At 52.7% G+C, this 15755-nt stretch carries 15 protein-coding genes; 13 read left to right on the top strand and 2 right to left on the bottom strand.

Annotated features, from left to right (window positions below; all coding sequences use genetic code 11):
• The first annotated feature begins 140 nt into the window (after positions 1-140).
• From DS878_RS02020 to DS878_RS02075, 12 genes are all read left to right on the top strand, one after another.
• Positions 141-536 (top strand): F0F1 ATP synthase subunit I, encoded by a 396-nt coding sequence (locus DS878_RS02020; RefSeq protein ID WP_113814249.1) that lies wholly within the window; start codon positions 141-143, stop codon positions 534-536.
• Between the two features lie 19 nt (positions 537-555).
• Positions 556-1431 carry a F0F1 ATP synthase subunit A gene (atpB, locus tag DS878_RS02025; RefSeq protein ID WP_113814250.1) on the top strand — a complete coding sequence of 292 codons (876 nt, stop codon included), beginning with the start codon at positions 556-558 and terminating at the stop codon, positions 1429-1431.
• Between the two features lie 72 nt (positions 1432-1503).
• Positions 1504-1761 (top strand): F0F1 ATP synthase subunit C, encoded by a 258-nt coding sequence (gene atpE, locus DS878_RS02030; RefSeq protein ID WP_026224019.1) that lies wholly within the window; start codon positions 1504-1506, stop codon positions 1759-1761.
• 63 nt (positions 1762-1824) lie between these two features.
• The gene (locus DS878_RS02035) at positions 1825-2295 is read left to right on the top strand and encodes a F0F1 ATP synthase subunit B (RefSeq protein WP_113814251.1); all 471 of its coding nucleotides are present in this window, start codon (positions 1825-1827) and stop codon (positions 2293-2295) included.
• A 15-nt stretch (positions 2296-2310) separates the two neighbouring features.
• Complete coding sequence (locus tag DS878_RS02040; RefSeq protein WP_113814252.1) at positions 2311-2847, top strand: F0F1 ATP synthase subunit delta; 537 nt, start codon at positions 2311-2313, stop codon at positions 2845-2847.
• Between the two features lie 28 nt (positions 2848-2875).
• A complete protein-coding gene (gene atpA / locus DS878_RS02045) occupies positions 2876-4420 on the top strand; it encodes a F0F1 ATP synthase subunit alpha (protein WP_113814253.1) in 1545 nt (514 codons plus the stop codon).
• Between the two features lie 73 nt (positions 4421-4493).
• Positions 4494-5357 (top strand): F0F1 ATP synthase subunit gamma, encoded by an 864-nt coding sequence (atpG, locus tag DS878_RS02050; RefSeq protein ID WP_113814254.1) that lies wholly within the window; start codon positions 4494-4496, stop codon positions 5355-5357.
• Positions 5358-5413: 56 nt separating this feature from the next.
• Positions 5414-6808, top strand: a complete 1395-nt coding sequence (atpD, locus tag DS878_RS02055) for a F0F1 ATP synthase subunit beta (RefSeq protein WP_113814255.1) — start codon at positions 5414-5416, stop codon at positions 6806-6808.
• 48 nt (positions 6809-6856) lie between these two features.
• Positions 6857-7279 carry a F0F1 ATP synthase subunit epsilon gene (locus DS878_RS02060; RefSeq protein ID WP_113814256.1) on the top strand — a complete coding sequence of 141 codons (423 nt, stop codon included), beginning with the start codon at positions 6857-6859 and terminating at the stop codon, positions 7277-7279.
• Positions 7280-7432: 153 nt separating this feature from the next.
• Positions 7433-8800 (top strand): bifunctional UDP-N-acetylglucosamine diphosphorylase/glucosamine-1-phosphate N-acetyltransferase GlmU, encoded by a 1368-nt coding sequence (gene glmU, locus DS878_RS02065; protein WP_113814257.1) that lies wholly within the window; start codon positions 7433-7435, stop codon positions 8798-8800.
• A gap of 27 nt (positions 8801-8827) precedes the next feature.
• Entirely contained in the window at positions 8828-10660 is a 1833-nt protein-coding gene (glmS, locus tag DS878_RS02070) for a glutamine--fructose-6-phosphate transaminase (isomerizing) (RefSeq protein ID WP_113814258.1), read from the top strand.
• A 106-nt stretch (positions 10661-10766) separates the two neighbouring features.
• Complete coding sequence (locus DS878_RS02075; RefSeq protein ID WP_113814259.1) at positions 10767-11099, top strand: TnsA endonuclease N-terminal domain-containing protein; 333 nt, start codon at positions 10767-10769, stop codon at positions 11097-11099.
• A gap of 540 nt (positions 11100-11639) precedes the next feature.
• Here the strand turns inward: DS878_RS02075 and DS878_RS02085 are convergent.
• On the bottom strand, positions 11640-13223 hold the full coding sequence (locus tag DS878_RS02085) for a hyalin (RefSeq protein WP_222837415.1): 1584 nt from the start codon (positions 13221-13223) through the stop codon (positions 11640-11642).
• Positions 13224-13364: 141 nt separating this feature from the next.
• Between DS878_RS02085 and DS878_RS02090 the strand changes: the two genes are divergently transcribed.
• Positions 13365-15104 (top strand): hybrid sensor histidine kinase/response regulator, encoded by a 1740-nt coding sequence (locus tag DS878_RS02090; protein WP_113814261.1) that lies wholly within the window; start codon positions 13365-13367, stop codon positions 15102-15104.
• Here DS878_RS02090 and DS878_RS02095 read toward each other — a convergent pair.
• The gene (locus DS878_RS02095) at positions 15101-15712 is read right to left on the bottom strand and encodes a response regulator transcription factor (protein ID WP_113814262.1); all 612 of its coding nucleotides are present in this window, start codon (positions 15710-15712) and stop codon (positions 15101-15103) included. The two genes, DS878_RS02090 and DS878_RS02095, sit on opposite strands and share 4 nt — an antisense overlap.
• Between the last annotated feature and the right edge of the window lie 43 nt (positions 15713-15755).

Here is a 15755-nt window from a genome sequence, read left to right on the forward strand (position 1 = left end):
CGGCTTTTCACGGTTTGGGGCCGGTCAGGTTTTGTTGATTCGTGCACATTGAACACATATAATCTGCGGCGCTAATGTCGGTGTGTCTGGCTAGTTTTTTTACATGACATCGGTTGAAAGCGCCGAACTTTGGGACAAACATGGCCAAACCAGCTCCGGGTGGCATTCAACGCCCGCCCATCGCACGATGGTTTGCAATAGAAAGTGTGGTACTTCTCCTGGTTAGTCTGGCGTTTTCTTTACGCGGTCAGGTTTCCGGTTATTCAGCGCTTATGGGTGGTCTCATTTTTCTGCTGCCCCATGGTTATTTTGCGCTTAAGGCATTCCGCTATACCGGTGCGCGGTCTGCCAAAAAGATCATAAGTTCTTTTTATCAGGGTGAGGCCGGAAAGCTCATCCTGTGCGCCGTCTTGTTTACGGTGGTGTTTAAATGGATTCAGCCGCTTGACGTGGCGGCACTTTTTTTAACATTTGCGACCATGCTGATTACCAACTGGCTAACGCCATTCCTGGTTAACAGTACGCAGCGACGCTAACAGGACCTGAGAGAAAGATATGGCAGGCTCAACCCCATCCGAGTATATCAAGCACCACCTCCAGAACCTGACTTATGGGCAGTTGCCGGAAGGTTCTGTACGTCCTGACGGAACTGTGCTTTCTGAAGCAACCTGGACCATTGCGCAAACATCTGAAGAAGCAGCGAATATGGGCTTCTGGGCGATTCACGTAGATAGTATGGCCTGGGCTATTGGGCTTGGTGTGTTGTTCCTGTTCCTGTTCCGGCGTGCTGCCAAGAGTGCAACTTCAGGGGTTCCTGGCGCGCTGCAGAACTTCGTTGAAGTGATGGTTGAATTTGTTGATGGCAGCGTCAAAGAAACCTTTCATGGCAAGAATTCCGTTATCGCACCCTTGTCACTGACCATTTTCTGTTGGGTTTTCATGATGAACCTGATGGACCTGATACCTGTTGATTTCATCCCGCACCTGTTTACGCTTGCTGGCTTCCCCTACATGAAGATTGTTCCGACCACGGACATCAACGTGAGCTTGGGTATGGCCCTGTCGGTTTTTGCATTGATTCTTTATTACAGCATCAAGATCAAAGGTGTAAGTGGCTTCGTTGGCGAGCTGACTCTGCATCCGTTCTCGTCTGATAATTTCTTCCTGAAGCTTTTGCTTATTCCGGTCAACCTGTTGCTGGAAGGTGTCAGCCTGCTGGCCAAGCCGGTTTCACTGGCACTGCGTCTGTTCGGTAACCTGTATGCAGGCGAGCTGATCTTTATCCTGATTGCTCTGCTGCCCTTCTGGGCACAGTGGGCGTTGTCTGTGCCCTGGGCAATCTTCCACATACTGATCATCACTCTGCAGGCGTTCATCTTTATGATGCTGACCATCGTGTACCTGAGTATGGCGCACGAGGACAGTCACTGATTTTGCGTTGAAAACGTAGTTTTAAACCCCTAACCCTTAAACTGAAAACTAAACTGAAAACTGGGAGTTATCATGGAAACTGTAGTTGGAATGACCGCGATTGCTGTTGCATTGCTGATCGGCCTGGGCGCACTGGGTACCGCTATCGGCTTTGGTATTCTGGGTGGTAAGTTCCTGGAAGGCGCAGCGCGTCAGCCGGAAATGACCCCGATGTTGCAGGTCAAAATGTTTATCGTTGCGGGTCTGCTGGATGCTGTAACCATGATCGGTGTTGGTATCGCACTGTTCTTCACCTTCGCCAACCCGTTTGTCGGCCAGCTCGCCGGTTAATCGAATCGCCACCGGAATGTTCCGGAACGGTGTTTTCTTACATAACAGGCGAGAGGTGAAGACGTGAACATTAATTTGACGATTCTTGGTCAAGCCATCGCGTTCTTTATCTTTGTTGTTTTCTGCATGAAGTTGGTCTGGCCTCCGGTCATTGCCGCTTTGCAGGAACGACAAAAGAAGATCGCTGACGGACTTGCTGCTTCAGATCGTGCACAACGTGATCTCGAAATGGCTCAGGACAAGTCAGCTCAGGAGCTGCGTGAAGCCAAACAGCAGGCCGCCGGCCTTATTGAGCAGGCTAACAAGCGCGCAGCCCAGATTGTGGAAGCATCCAAGGATGACGCCCGCAAAGAAGGCGAGAAGCTTATCGAGCAGGCCAGGGCCGAAATTGAACAGGAGCGGAATCAGGCTCGTGAGGCGCTGCGTGCAGAAATTGGCGCCATAGCGATTGCGGGTGCCGAGAAGATTCTTGAAGCCTCTGTCGATGCCTCCAAGCACAACGAAATGTTGGAAAAACTGGCGGCAGAACTTTAAACGACGAGGTTCATCATGGCAGAACTGAGAACGCTGGCCCGCCCATATGCAAAGGCAGCATTTTCCGCAGCCCGGGAGCACGACCAGCTTGCTGAGTGGTCCCGGGTGCTGACGATCGCCGGACAGGTCACTGGGAACAAAGACATTCGACAGCTTCTCGCGAATCCGGAGCTGGAAGAGCAGAAGAAGGCTGACATGATTCTGGAAGTTGCCGAAGCTGGTGACTCTGAACAGGTACGCAACTTCTTTTCTGTGCTGGCTGACAACCGCCGGCTTGCTCTTCTTCCCGAGATTTCAGCGCTCTTCAATACGTACCGGGCTGATCTGGAGCGCACTGTTGATATTGAAGTGACCGCAGCCTATGAGCTGACGGACGAACAGCAACAGAAGCTCGCCCAGGCACTCTCGAAGAAGCTCGAGCGGCAAGTGTCACTCGCAGCGTCATTAGACAAGTCACTGATTGGCGGCGTAATTATTCGCACTGGCGATCTGGTGATTGACGCATCTGTACGCGGAAAGCTGACCAAGTTGGCCGACGCTCTGGGCTCCTGATTTCAGCACAAGGTTTGAGGATATTGGCATGCAGCAACTGAATCCATCCGAGATCAGTGACATCATCAAGAAGAGAATCGAAAAACTCGATATCTCTTCTGAAGCAAAGAACGAAGGTACGATCCTGTCTGTTTCTGACGGTATCGTACTGATCCATGGTCTTGCCGACGTAATGTCTGGTGAGATGATTGAATTCGCCAACGGCGTATACGGCATGGCTCTGAACCTGGAGCGTGATTCCGTAGGTGCCGTTGTGCTGGGTGACTACGAAGAACTGGCAGAAGGCCAGAAAGTTCGTTGTACCGGTCGTATTCTTGAAGTTCCGGTCGGTCCTGAACTGTTGGGCCGTGTAGTCGATGGTCTGGGTAACCCGATCGACGGCAAAGGCGATCTGGGCACAGACGTGACGTCTCCGGTTGAGAAAGTCGCACCGGGCGTAATCGAGCGTCAATCGGTTGATCAACCGGTACAGACAGGTCTGAAAGCCATCGATACCATGGTGCCAATCGGCCGTGGCCAGCGTGAGCTGATCATCGGTGACCGTCAGATTGGTAAGACCGCTGTCGCTATCGACGCGATCATCAACCAGAAGAACACCGGCATCAAGTGTGTCTACGTTGCCATTGGTCAGAAGCAGTCTTCCATTGCCGCAGTTGTGCGCAAACTGGAAGAACACGGCGCGATGGATCACACCATCGTCGTTGCCGCTGGTGCTGCTGATCCTGCAGCCATGCAGTTCCTGGCTCCGTACTCCGGTACTTCCATGGGTGAATACTTCCGTGACCGCGGTGAAGACGCCCTGATCGTGTATGACGATCTGTCCAAGCAGGCTGTGGCATATCGCCAGATCTCCCTGCTGCTGCGTCGCCCGCCAGGCCGTGAAGCCTATCCTGGTGACGTATTCTACCTGCACTCTCGTCTGCTGGAGCGCGCCTCCCGCGTTAACGCAGAGTACGTTGAGAAGTTCACCAATGGTGAAGTGAAAGGTAAAACCGGTTCTTTGACCGCTTTGCCAGTCATTGAGACACAGGCCGGTGACGTATCTGCATTCGTACCGACCAACGTAATCTCAATCACCGATGGTCAGATCTTCCTGGAAACCAACCTGTTCAACTCCGGCATCCGTCCGGCCATGAACGCCGGTATCTCTGTATCCCGGGTAGGTGGTGCAGCTCAGACCAAGATCATGAAAAAGCTTGGCGGTAACATCCGTCTGGCACTGGCCCAGTACCGGGAACTTGCGGCGTTCGCTCAGTTTGCTTCTGATCTTGATGAAGCAACCCGCAAGCAGCTCGAACACGGTCAGCGTGTTACGGAACTCATGAAACAGAACCAGTACAGCCCGATGTCTGTGGCTGAAATGGGTACGGTTCTGTTCGCAGCCAACGAAGGTTTCCTGGACGACGTTGATGTCGACAAGGTTGTTAGGTTCGAAGCGCAGTTGCTTGACTGGATGCGCTCCGAGCAGAAAGACCTGCTCGCCAAGATCGACGAGAAAGGCGATTACAACGACGAAATCGCTGCCGGCCTTAAAGCTGCACTTGAGAAATTCAAGACCACTCAGAGCTGGTAAGAAACAGGCCTGCGGCGATAGTCGCGGGCCGCTTTCGAAGCAATGAGTGTCTAACTTGAGAAGGCAGTGAGTTATGGCCGTCGGCAAAGAAATACGTAATCAGATTACAAGCATCAAGAGCACGCAGAAAATCACCAGTGCCATGGAAATGGTTGCTGCGAGCAAGATGCGCAAAGCTCAGGAACGCATGCAGGCTACGCGCCCGTACGCTGACAAGATGCGACAGGTGATCGGGCACATTGCCAAGGCGAATGCTCAGTACAAACATCCGTTTATGGTCCATCGGGAAGTCAAGCGCGTGGGCTATATTGTGGTGTCAACTGACCGTGGCCTTTGCGGTGGTCTGAACATCAACCTGTTCAAAGCGCTTATTCGTGAAATGAAAGCGTGGAAAGACAGCGGAGTGGAAATTGATCTTTGCGCCATAGGGCAGAAAGGGGCCTCCTTTTTCGGGAGTTACGGCGGTAACGTCGTTGCGGCACTTACCCATCTGGGTGATAACCCAAGCTCTGACAAACTCATCGGCAACGTCAAGGTGATGCTGGATGCGTTCTCGGAAGGCAAGATTGACCGCCTTTATGTGGTCAGCAACGAGTTCGTAAACACCATGACCCAGCGCCCGACGGTAGAGCAGCTTCTGCCTCTGCCCGAGAGCGATGACGAAGAAGAGATCAAGAACCAGTGGGAATATCTCTACGAGCCCGATGCCAGGCAGATCCTTGATGGCCTACTGCCACGTTTTATTGAGTCCCAGGTATATCAGGGTGTGGTAGAGAATCTGGCATGTGAACAGGCAGCCCGGATGATCGCCATGAAGAGTGCAACTGACAACGCCGGAGACATTATCGGTGAACTTCAGTTGGCTTATAACAAGGCTCGTCAGGCAGCTATCACCCAAGAGATTTCGGAGATTGTGAGCGGCGCGGCTTCGGTCTGATCCCGCCCACAATCCAACTGGATTTATTGACTACTTTAGATAACGAGGAACCGAGCATGAGTAGCGGACAAATCGTTCAGATCATTGGCGCGGTTATCGACGTGGAATTTCCACGTGACTCCGTACCCAAGGTATATGACGCACTGCTGCTTGAAGGTGGCGAAACAACTCTGGAAGTCCAGCAACAGCTGGGTGACGGAATCGTTCGTACCATCGCCATGGGCAGCACTGACGGCCTTAAGCGAGGCCTGAAAGCAGAAAACACCGGCAAGGCAATCTCAGTACCAGTTGGTACCCAGACCCTGGGCCGCATCATGGATGTTCTGGGTCGTCCTATCGACGAACAGGGCCCGATCGGAGAAGAAGAGCGTTGGGGTATCCACCGCAAAGCTCCGGGTTATGCCGATCAGTCAGCATCCGCAGACCTGCTGGAAACCGGCATCAAGGTTATCGACCTTATTTGTCCGTTCGCCAAGGGTGGTAAGGTTGGCCTCTTCGGCGGTGCCGGCGTAGGTAAGACCGTTAACATGATGGAACTGATCAACAACATCGCGAAAGAGCACTCCGGTCTCTCCGTATTCGCTGGTGTTGGTGAGCGGACCCGTGAAGGTAACGACTTCTACTACGAAATGAAGGAATCCAACGTACTCGACAAGGTGGCCATGGTTTACGGCCAGATGAACGAGCCCCCAGGAAACCGTCTTCGTGTAGCCCTGACCGGCCTGACTATGGCTGAGAAGTTCCGTGACGAAGGTCGTGACGTACTGTTGTTCGTTGACAACATTTACCGTTACACCCTGGCAGGCACCGAGGTATCTGCACTCTTGGGTCGTATGCCTTCCGCGGTAGGTTACCAGCCGACTCTGGCCCAGGAAATGGGTGAGCTTCAAGAGCGTATTACCTCTACCAAGAATGGCTCTATTACGTCGATCCAGGCGGTATACGTACCTGCGGATGACTTGACCGACCCATCACCAGCCACCACTTTCTCGCACCTGGATGCGACCGTGGTTCTAAGCCGTGATATTGCTTCCAAGGGTATCTACCCGGCGATTGATCCTCTGGATTCCACCTCGCGTCAGCTGGATCCACTGATCATTGGTGAAGAGCATTACGAAGTAGCTCGTGGCGTTCAGACTAACCTGCAGCGTTACAAGGAACTGAAAGATATCATCGCCATCCTTGGTATGGATGAGTTGTCAGAAGAAGATAAACTGACAGTCGCCCGTGCCCGTAAGATCGAGCGTTTTCTGTCCCAGCCGTTCCACGTTGCTGAAGTATTCACCGGTTCACCCGGTAAGTACGTTTCCCTGAAAGAAACGATCAGCAGCTTCAAGGGCATCCTTAACGGCGACTATGACGACATGCCAGAGCAGGCGTTCTACATGGTCGGTGGTATCGAGGAAGCGGTTGAGAAAGCGAAGGAAATGAAGGACAAGGCCAAGAAGTGATTCTAAGCTCTTGCATTCATTGCCGGATCGATCAAAGAGGCAACAGACATGGCTATAAGCGTGCATTGTGATGTAGTAAGTGCCGAAACAAAGATCTATTCCGGATTGGTGGAAATGCTGATCGCAGCGGGTTCTGAAGGTGACCTGGGTATCGCCCCGGGTCACGCTCCCCTGCTGACTCAGCTTAAACCAGGTCCCATTCGGATCGTCAAGCAGGGCGGTGAGGAAGAAATTCTTTACGTGTCAGGCGGCTATCTGGAGGTTCAGCCCAATCTGATTACTTTGTTGGCGGATACGGCTATTCGTGCAAAGGATGTGGACGAAGCCGCAGCGATCGAGGCTCAGAAAGACGCCGAGAAAGCGCTTGCTAACCAAACCGGTGAATTCGAGTATGTCCGTGCCGCTGCAGAGTTGGCGGAGGCTGTTGCTCAGCTTCGCACCATTCAGCAGTTGCGTAACAAAATGCGCTAAGCATTTTTATTTCGAGCTTACCGAATACGGAAGCCGCATCCTGAGTAGCAGAAAGACTGACGTTATGCGTCTGTTCTTCAGGCTTCGAAGGCTGCGGTTTTTTTTTGAGTCCGTACCTATAATCTTCAATCTTTTCAGGAGCCGGAAGTCGTTATGAGCCCTTTACACGTTGTGATACTGGCCGCGGGTCAGGGGTCAAGAATGAAATCCGCCCTGCCCAAGGTACTGCATTCCGTGGCTGGCCGTCCGATGCTGCACCATGTGATTGCCACTGCCAGGCAACTGGGTGCCGAAAAGATCCATACGGTGATTGGCCACGGCGGAGACAAGGTTCGCGAAACAACCACCGACAGCCTGGTGAACTGGGTAGTGCAGGAGGAGCAGCTGGGAACAGGTCACGCTGTTGCTCAGGCCTTGCCCTGTCTTCCGGATGATGCGCGGGTTCTGGTTCTTTACGGCGATGTGCCGCTGACCCGGGCAGACACTCTGAAGGCGATGGTGGAGTCGCTGGATGACAAAACTCTGGGTTTGTTGACGGTCACCCTCGATAACCCGCAGGGTTATGGCCGCATCGTGCGCGATGCTAACGGCAAGGTGACGTCGATTGTCGAGCAAAAAGACGCCGATGCAGATCAGTTGTCTATCCGGGAAGTGAATACTGGCATACTCGCAATAACGGCAAAACACCTGAAGAGCTGGCTTCCGGCATTGTCCAATTCCAACGCCCAGGGCGAATACTACCTCACCGACATCATCGCCATGGCAGTTGAGCATAACCTGAAGATCTCGGTGTCCCAGCCAGATAACCCTTTTGAAGTTCAGGGGGTAAACAACCGCCTGCAACTGGCAGAACTTGAGCGCTGGGTACAGCGACGTGAAGCTGAACGTCTGATGACAGAGGGCGCTACTCTGGCTGACCCGGCACGTATTGACGTGCGTGGTGAGCTGGTCATTGGCAATGATATCCTGATTGACGTGAATGTAGTCTTCGAAGGGAAGGTTAGCCTCGGAAACAATGTGTCTGTTGGACCAGGCTGTGTAATCCGGGATGCAGCGATTGCCGATGGCGTACAAATCAGCGCCCACAGTGTGATTGACGGAGCGGTGATTGGCGCTAATGCCCAGATCGGCCCTTTTGCCCGAATACGCCCGGGCACTGAACTTGCCGCAAACACCAAGGTAGGAAACTTTGTGGAGACCAAAAAAGCGTTGGTGGGAGAGGGAAGCAAGATCAACCACCTGAGCTACGTCGGCGATGCCTCTCTTGGACGTAATGTAAATGTAGGTGCAGGAACCATTACCTGTAACTATGATGGGGTCAATAAATTCAAGACCGAGATTGGCGATGAAGTTTTTGTGGGTTCCAATACCTCGCTGGTAGCACCGGTCCATATTGGTGCCGGAGCGACTATTGGAGCAGGTTCCACTGTAACCCGGAACGTCGACGACAATGAGTTGGCTGTGGCACGCGGTCCCCAGCGCAATATCAAGGGCTGGAAACGCCCCCAAAAATCTGATTAAACGATTATTTGAACAGGTGAAAGTAACATGTGTGGCATCGTAGGTGCGGTTTCGGAACGGGACGTTCAGGGTATTCTTCTGGAGGGACTGCGCCGCCTGGAGTACCGGGGATATGATTCTGCCGGTATGGCAGTTCTGGACGGTGCCCGAGTAGTGCAGCGTGCCAGGGAAGTTGGCAAGGTAGCCTCTCTGGCTGCAGCCATCGAAGCCAGCCCGCTTACCGGACATGTAGGTATTGCTCATACGCGTTGGGCAACCCATGGTGAACCATCACAGCTGAATGCTCACCCGCACATGTCTGGTGACCGTCTGGCTATTGTCCATAACGGCATCATTGAAAACTATCAGGACCTGCGTGACGAGCTGAAAGCCGATGGCTTTGAGTTTACCTCTCAGACTGATACCGAAGTTGTTGTCCACCTGATCCAAAAGAACTACCGCGAGCTGGGCAGGCTTTATGATGCAGTGAAGGCCTCAATCGCCCGTCTGCGGGGGGCCTATGCTCTTGCGGTTGTGCATGCCGACGAGCCGGACCATGTAGTGGTATGTCGTGAGGGCAGCCCACTGGTGGTCGGTGTGGGTATTGGCGAGAATTTTATTGCATCGGACCAGCTTGCCCTGCTGCCCGTAACCGACCGGTTCATGTTTCTGGAAGAGGGCGATCTTGCCGATATTCACCGCGATCACATTGAAGTTCATAATCGTGACGGTGAGTTGGCAGAGCGCAGTATCACACGCTTTGAGCACAGTGCAGACTCTGCAGACAAAGGCGAATATCGGCACTTCATGCTCAAAGAGATTAACGAGCAGCCCAGAGTGATCAAGGCCACCATGGAAGGCCGTGTGACAGAATCGAGTGTACTGGAGCAAGCACTTGGAACTGCGGCTGGCAAACTTCTTGAAGATGTTCGCCACGTACAGATCATTGCCTGTGGTACCAGTTATCACGCTGGTATGGTTGCCCGCTACTGGATTGAAGATCTGGCTGGCGTGCCTTGCTCTGTTGAGGTGGCCTCTGAGTTCCGCTACCGCAAACACGTTATCCAGAAAGACACCCTGTTCCTGTGTATTTCCCAGTCCGGTGAGACCGCCGATACGCTGGCCGCGTTGCGTCAGGCCAAAAAGGCTGGCTTCCGTGCCGCGCTGGCAATCTGCAATGTACCGGGGAGTTCGCTGGTACGGGAATCCGACCTGGTTATCATGACTCAGGCCGGTCCGGAAATTGGCGTTGCATCGACCAAAGCCTTCACTACACAACTTGTCGCTTTGCTTATTTTTACCCTGGCGCTGGCTCGCCACAATGGCCTGAGTGAAGAGCGGGAAGCGGATATTGTCAAAGCCTTGCACCTGGTGCCTGGCCAGGTCAGTGATGTACTGGCACTGGATGGCGAGATTGCCGAAATATCCAAGCGGTTTATGGATAAATACCATGCACTGTTCCTTGGCCGGGGCTCGCAATTCCCGGTGGCCATGGAAGGTGCTCTGAAGCTCAAAGAGATTTCCTACATTCATGCCGAAGCCTACCCGGCCGGTGAACTGAAGCATGGCCCGCTTGCATTGGTCGACAGTGAAATGCCTGTTATTACGGTTGCACCCAATAACAATATGGCTGAGAAGCTGAAATCCAACATGGAGGAAGTGCGTGCCCGTGGCGGTGAGCTGTTTGTGTTTGCTGATCGCTCAGCGGATATCACGCCGGAAGATAACATCCATGTGGTGCAGCTTCCCGAAGTTCACGAAATCACCGCGCCAATTGTGTACACGGTTCCATTGCAGTTGCTGTCTTATCATGTTGCCGTGCTGAAGGGGACGGACGTGGATCAGCCGAGGAACCTGGCGAAAAGTGTAACGGTTGAGTGATCACAGAGGTCAGCCGGGGCCGGGTGTGGGATGGTGATAAAGTTGGTAACTATCAGTCGATGTGGCAAAGTCAGGCTATCCTCCAGGGGGGCGCTCGCACCGAGTGATGGGCCACCTGACAGGACGAACTCATCATTTCTTCTCTGATACAGAGTTAGCCGCGTTCCTGCTACTTGAATGGAACCCGGATGTCACCGACATCCGTGAACAGTTTCCTCTCCGAATAGAAGACACCCTCTCAGTGGCCGAGCAAGCCAATATTCGCCACCCCGAAGCAGGCGGATACCATCAGATCATGTCCAGCGATTTTGTGGTTGACCATTCCTATTCACTGGAGCCAGGCACATCGCTGGCAAAATTACGGGCGCTGGCAGCTTTAAGGGCATTGACGTTTGATATATCCATTCCCTGGATCAAGCTGGTAGCACAAGACCTATAGGCGGTTGAGGACATCGCGCTGTTAAGGGCAAGTTATGCTGCGAATCAATGATGTCTTCCAGTTGCAGCAGGAACGGCATCGCATATTGGCATTGGCGGGCCAACACGCTATCTGGATAAATATTGACTCAGGGTCAGCCTTGTTGAATATCGGTCACACAAGAGTCAATAATTCTGGCCCCATTGATTCGAGTGTTAAGGTGCAAACATGGTGGCTTGGGCTCAGTATTATTTAGATATATAAGATACTTTAAAGTGATTATGAATGAACAAGAGCAGGCTTTTTTTAAAAACATTACAAGCAAAGTATCGGAAATCCGCCTTGCGAACTACGACCTTGCCGTATTGATTGGTGCCATGAATACTGAACACTGTTTTCGTCTGATCGATACAGTGGGTGCAGGTCACTCCCCGGACTCAATACTCCGAATCCATATAAAAAAATACCCCGGACACTGTCCGGGGTATTTTCCTGCCCACTGTAGACGCTGGTCTCTACAAAGCCTCTACATGCGCACTTCTACCTTTTTCGCATGGGGAATCAGTAGATAACGCTGCTACCCGATCCGGCGATATCCTTCAGGATAACCGTGCCCTCTTCCGAGCCATCGGACACCCAGGGCTCCTGGCCTGAACTGCCATCATTCGCAACGAACAGGTACTTGCTGCCCAGATCGCCATTCACGGTGGGCGGCACCTGATACAGGTCCAGTAACAGCGGGAAAGGCTCCGAGCCTGCGCCCGCCGCTGTATCATTAATATCCTTCACCAGCTCTGTTCCCTGGGAGGTGCCATCGGTCTTCCACAGTTCGGTACCGAAATCAGAGCCACCGGTGCCTTCGGTCTCCGCCGCAAAGAACACGGTACCGTTAACCTCCACCATGGACCAGGCTTGAACATCAGAGAAGGAATAATCTCCCGTGCTACGCACGGCCGGATCAATTTCTGCAGTGCCACTGGTGTTATCGATGCGCAGAAGATACGGGGTTAACCCGGCTTGCTCCACGTACATAAATACACCCAGTGAGGTGCCGACCAGATCTTCGTCATAAGGCTTGTTGGCTTCGCTGGCGGTCAGGTTGGTCACCGTGCTGCCGTCATACTCGAAGATATTCAGGTCTGTGCTGTTGGTTCCCTTATCCGCAACGAAATAGACCTTATCGTTGCTGATCACCACATTCTGAGTGATATCAAGCTGTACCGTGCTGCCACCATCATCAAAGACAATTTCCTCAATATTGCCATCTTGATCCAGCTCGTAGAGGCGCGTTTTATAATCTGATGAATCTTTATACCCGGTAAACAGTAACTTGCCGTTGTAACCCAACCAATCACTGTCATAAATATCATGCGGGTATGTCGACAGCGGGCTGCCAGCGGGGGCGGCGCCAGCCTCGGTAGCGACTTTCACGGTCCCAGCCGCCGTACCATCGGTGAAGTAGACATCGTTATTGCTGGCAGATTCATCAAAGAAGAACAAGCCGCCATCCACCGCGGTCAGAGACTCAGGGCCGCCATTACCAACCATCGTCGTCAGTACTTGGTGAGCATCGGAAGCAGGATCGAAAACCACCAGCTCGCGGTCCACACCACTGGCATCATCCACCACCGCATTCATAAACAACTTCCCTGCTGCCGGCACCATATTATGCGGCTGGGCACTGCCATTGGCGTAGATGTCCGCCACACGCTCGGTGCCCGCACCGGTGCCGTCGGTGGCCCACAGCTCTACATCACCGTTGCTGTCCTTGCCTGCAAAGTAGAACGTGCCGTCCAGTTCCGCCATGTAGCCGCTGCCGAAGCGACCCACTTCAAAACCGTTGTTATTGTCATCAACGATCTTGACGGTACCGGAGGCAGTGCCGTCGGTTTTATACAGGTACTCAACAAACGCTTCAGCCTGAGCACTGACATTGTAAGAGCGGATAGCGACAACCGGGCTACTGCTGCCAGCAGCGGGAAACACCACGAAGCTATTTCCAGTTTCTGTCACTGTGGTGCCAGTTTCTCCTGTGTTTGACTCGGAGGAACCTCCGCCACATGCTGTCATCATGGTCGCTACCGCAATGGCTGCTCCCAGTTTGGAAAGTTGTTTCTTGTTCATCACGTATACCCCGACTGTCATGATTGTCCCTGATAAGGATTCATTAGAGCACCGGAGCAAATTTGTTTTCTTCACCCTGATGGGTGAATTCCGTCGGAAATCACTTACAGGTGAACAGAATCGGGCTAGACTGAGCACATTTATTTTGCCTGTGCGCCAAACATGCCAAAACCCATTCGACATGCGATGACAGATAATCGCGAACGCATTCTTCAGGAGCGCCACAACCTGCTCATGAATGAGGTTGGGTCTCGCATGATCCTGTCATTCTGCATCGCCGCGGCGCTTCCCCTTTTCTTTATGGATATGCTCAGGGAACCCTCTTTTTTTGGCTGGTATGCGTTACTCCTTTGCGTCGGAATACAGTCCTTTGCAATTACCCGTTTTTATAACGGGAACAGGGATCAGGAATCACAGAAAACCGAAAAATGGCACCGGATAAATCTTTATCTGGCCCTGATCTGGGCCATCCTTTGGTCTGCGTTTCCTTATCTTTTCCTTCAGGGCACCAGCCCTGTCATCTTGCTGACCTGCCTGGTGCTCCTATCCATGGCCACTTCTGTGCCTTCTGTTTCCATGGCTGTTTACCCGGATATTTTTATCAGCTTTATCACCCCGGTTTTTCTGGCCTGGCTGGCTTTCATCCTGATTTTTGTTCCGGAATCACCCCTTATTATCAAGGTCATACCTATTGCCAACCTGCTCTCCATGGTTCTGTTCAGCCTTTACGTTCATAAATCCCAGATCAACACCATTGCCTTGCGAATTGAAGCGGAGCAGGCCAGCGAACTCGCCCACCAAGCCAGTGACAGTAAAACCCGTTTTCTCGCTGCCGCCAGCCACGATCTGCGCCAGCCTTTGCAGGCCGCCACCCTGTATTCCGCCATGCTCAAGAACAACCCGGAACCCCAGCCGGATATTGTTCGCAAGCTGGATAGTGCCATTGCCTCGTGCAATGAACTGCTTGGACATTTGTTAATGCTCTCACGGCTTCAGTCCCAGCGGCTAAAACCCCGTAAACGGATCATTAACCTTGCCGAAACACTGCAACCCGTCATCGACGAAATCACCCCCCAGGCCCGTGCCAAAGGGCTGACCTTGGAAATGAATAACCTGGCTGACCAGCACATTTTTACAGATGCGGTCATGTTCACCCGTATCGTCCGTAACCTGCTCAGCAACGCCCTCAAATACACACTCCGAGGGCAGATTCGCCTCAGTGCACGACAGGAAGGGACTCAGCTGCTACTGGATATCAGCGACACAGGTATCGGTATCGACGAAGCCTATCAGTCCGAGGTGTTCGAGGAGTTTATGCAGATTGACAATGATCACAGCTCCATCCAGAACGGCCTGGGGCTGGGGCTGGCCATCGTCAGTAAACTTGCAGCCCTGTGTGATATCCCTGTAAACATGCAGTCACGCAAGGGGGCAGGAACAACATTTACCCTGTCATTGGCTGCTGCCGAAATCCACCAGCCTCAGCCTGCCGACAATCTGGCCCAGCACCTGCCACTGTTCGAAACAGTCACAGTGCTATTGATTGATGATGACAAGGACATCACCGAAGCACTTGCCGGTTTGCTGGAGAGCCGGGGTGCCACAGTCTCAGCTCACAACTCACTGGAATCGGCTCTTCAGGCACTGAAAGAGAGAGGCATGCCGCCTTCGGTAGTGATTACCGATGATCAGATAGGATCGGGCACCAATGCAGGAAATGTGATCGAAGCGGTCACTGCCCTGTTTCGCCAGCCAGTTCCAACACTGATTATTACAGGCAATACCACCCCTGAATTTATCCAGGCACTACCGGATGATATTGATGTGCTGTTCAAACCTGTGGCCGCCGACACACTGACGGCAAAATTGGCGGAAATGCTGTCGCTGCGGGGAGCCGCCTAAAGCAGCCCCAGATTGCGGGCTTTTGCTATACAGGCGGTACGATTGGCGACCTCCAATTTTTCGTACAGAAGCCGCAAATGGGTTTTTACCGTGTTGAGACTCACAAACAACTGGCGGGCAATTTCCTTGTTACTGTGACCTTCCTGAATCATCACCAGAATCGCCAGCTGCTGGCGGGTCAGGGTAAGCGCTTCTTCTGGAGTGGAGCCGGACATCAGGCGGAAGGACTCTGAGAAATAGCTTCGGCCAGCCATTACCTCACTAATGGCAAACAGGATCTGGTCCACAGATTCACTTTTGTCTACAAAACCGTTGACTTTCAGTTGCAGCGCACGGCGAACCGTAACCTCCGTGGCAGAGCCTGAACACACCAGCACCTGAGCATTGCCCATCAATCCCCCAATCAGATGCCACAGGCTCAGGCCATCAAGCTGCGGCATGGCCTGATCAAGGATCACCAGATCATATCCTCGCAATAAAGGCCGATTGTCCAGCAACCACCCGGGCTGGTGACAGGTGTCAATAATCGCATCAGCATAGGTGTTCTTTAACGTGATAGTTAAAGCATCAGCGAATAGTTGGTGGTCATCCACAATTAAAATTTTCAAACATACTACCTTGGGAAGGTCTGGCTAACAGCCAAGTTTCACC

It is taken from the genome of Marinobacter sp. F3R11 (genome assembly GCF_003318275.1).
GTDB lineage: Bacteria > Pseudomonadota > Gammaproteobacteria > Pseudomonadales > Oleiphilaceae > Marinobacter.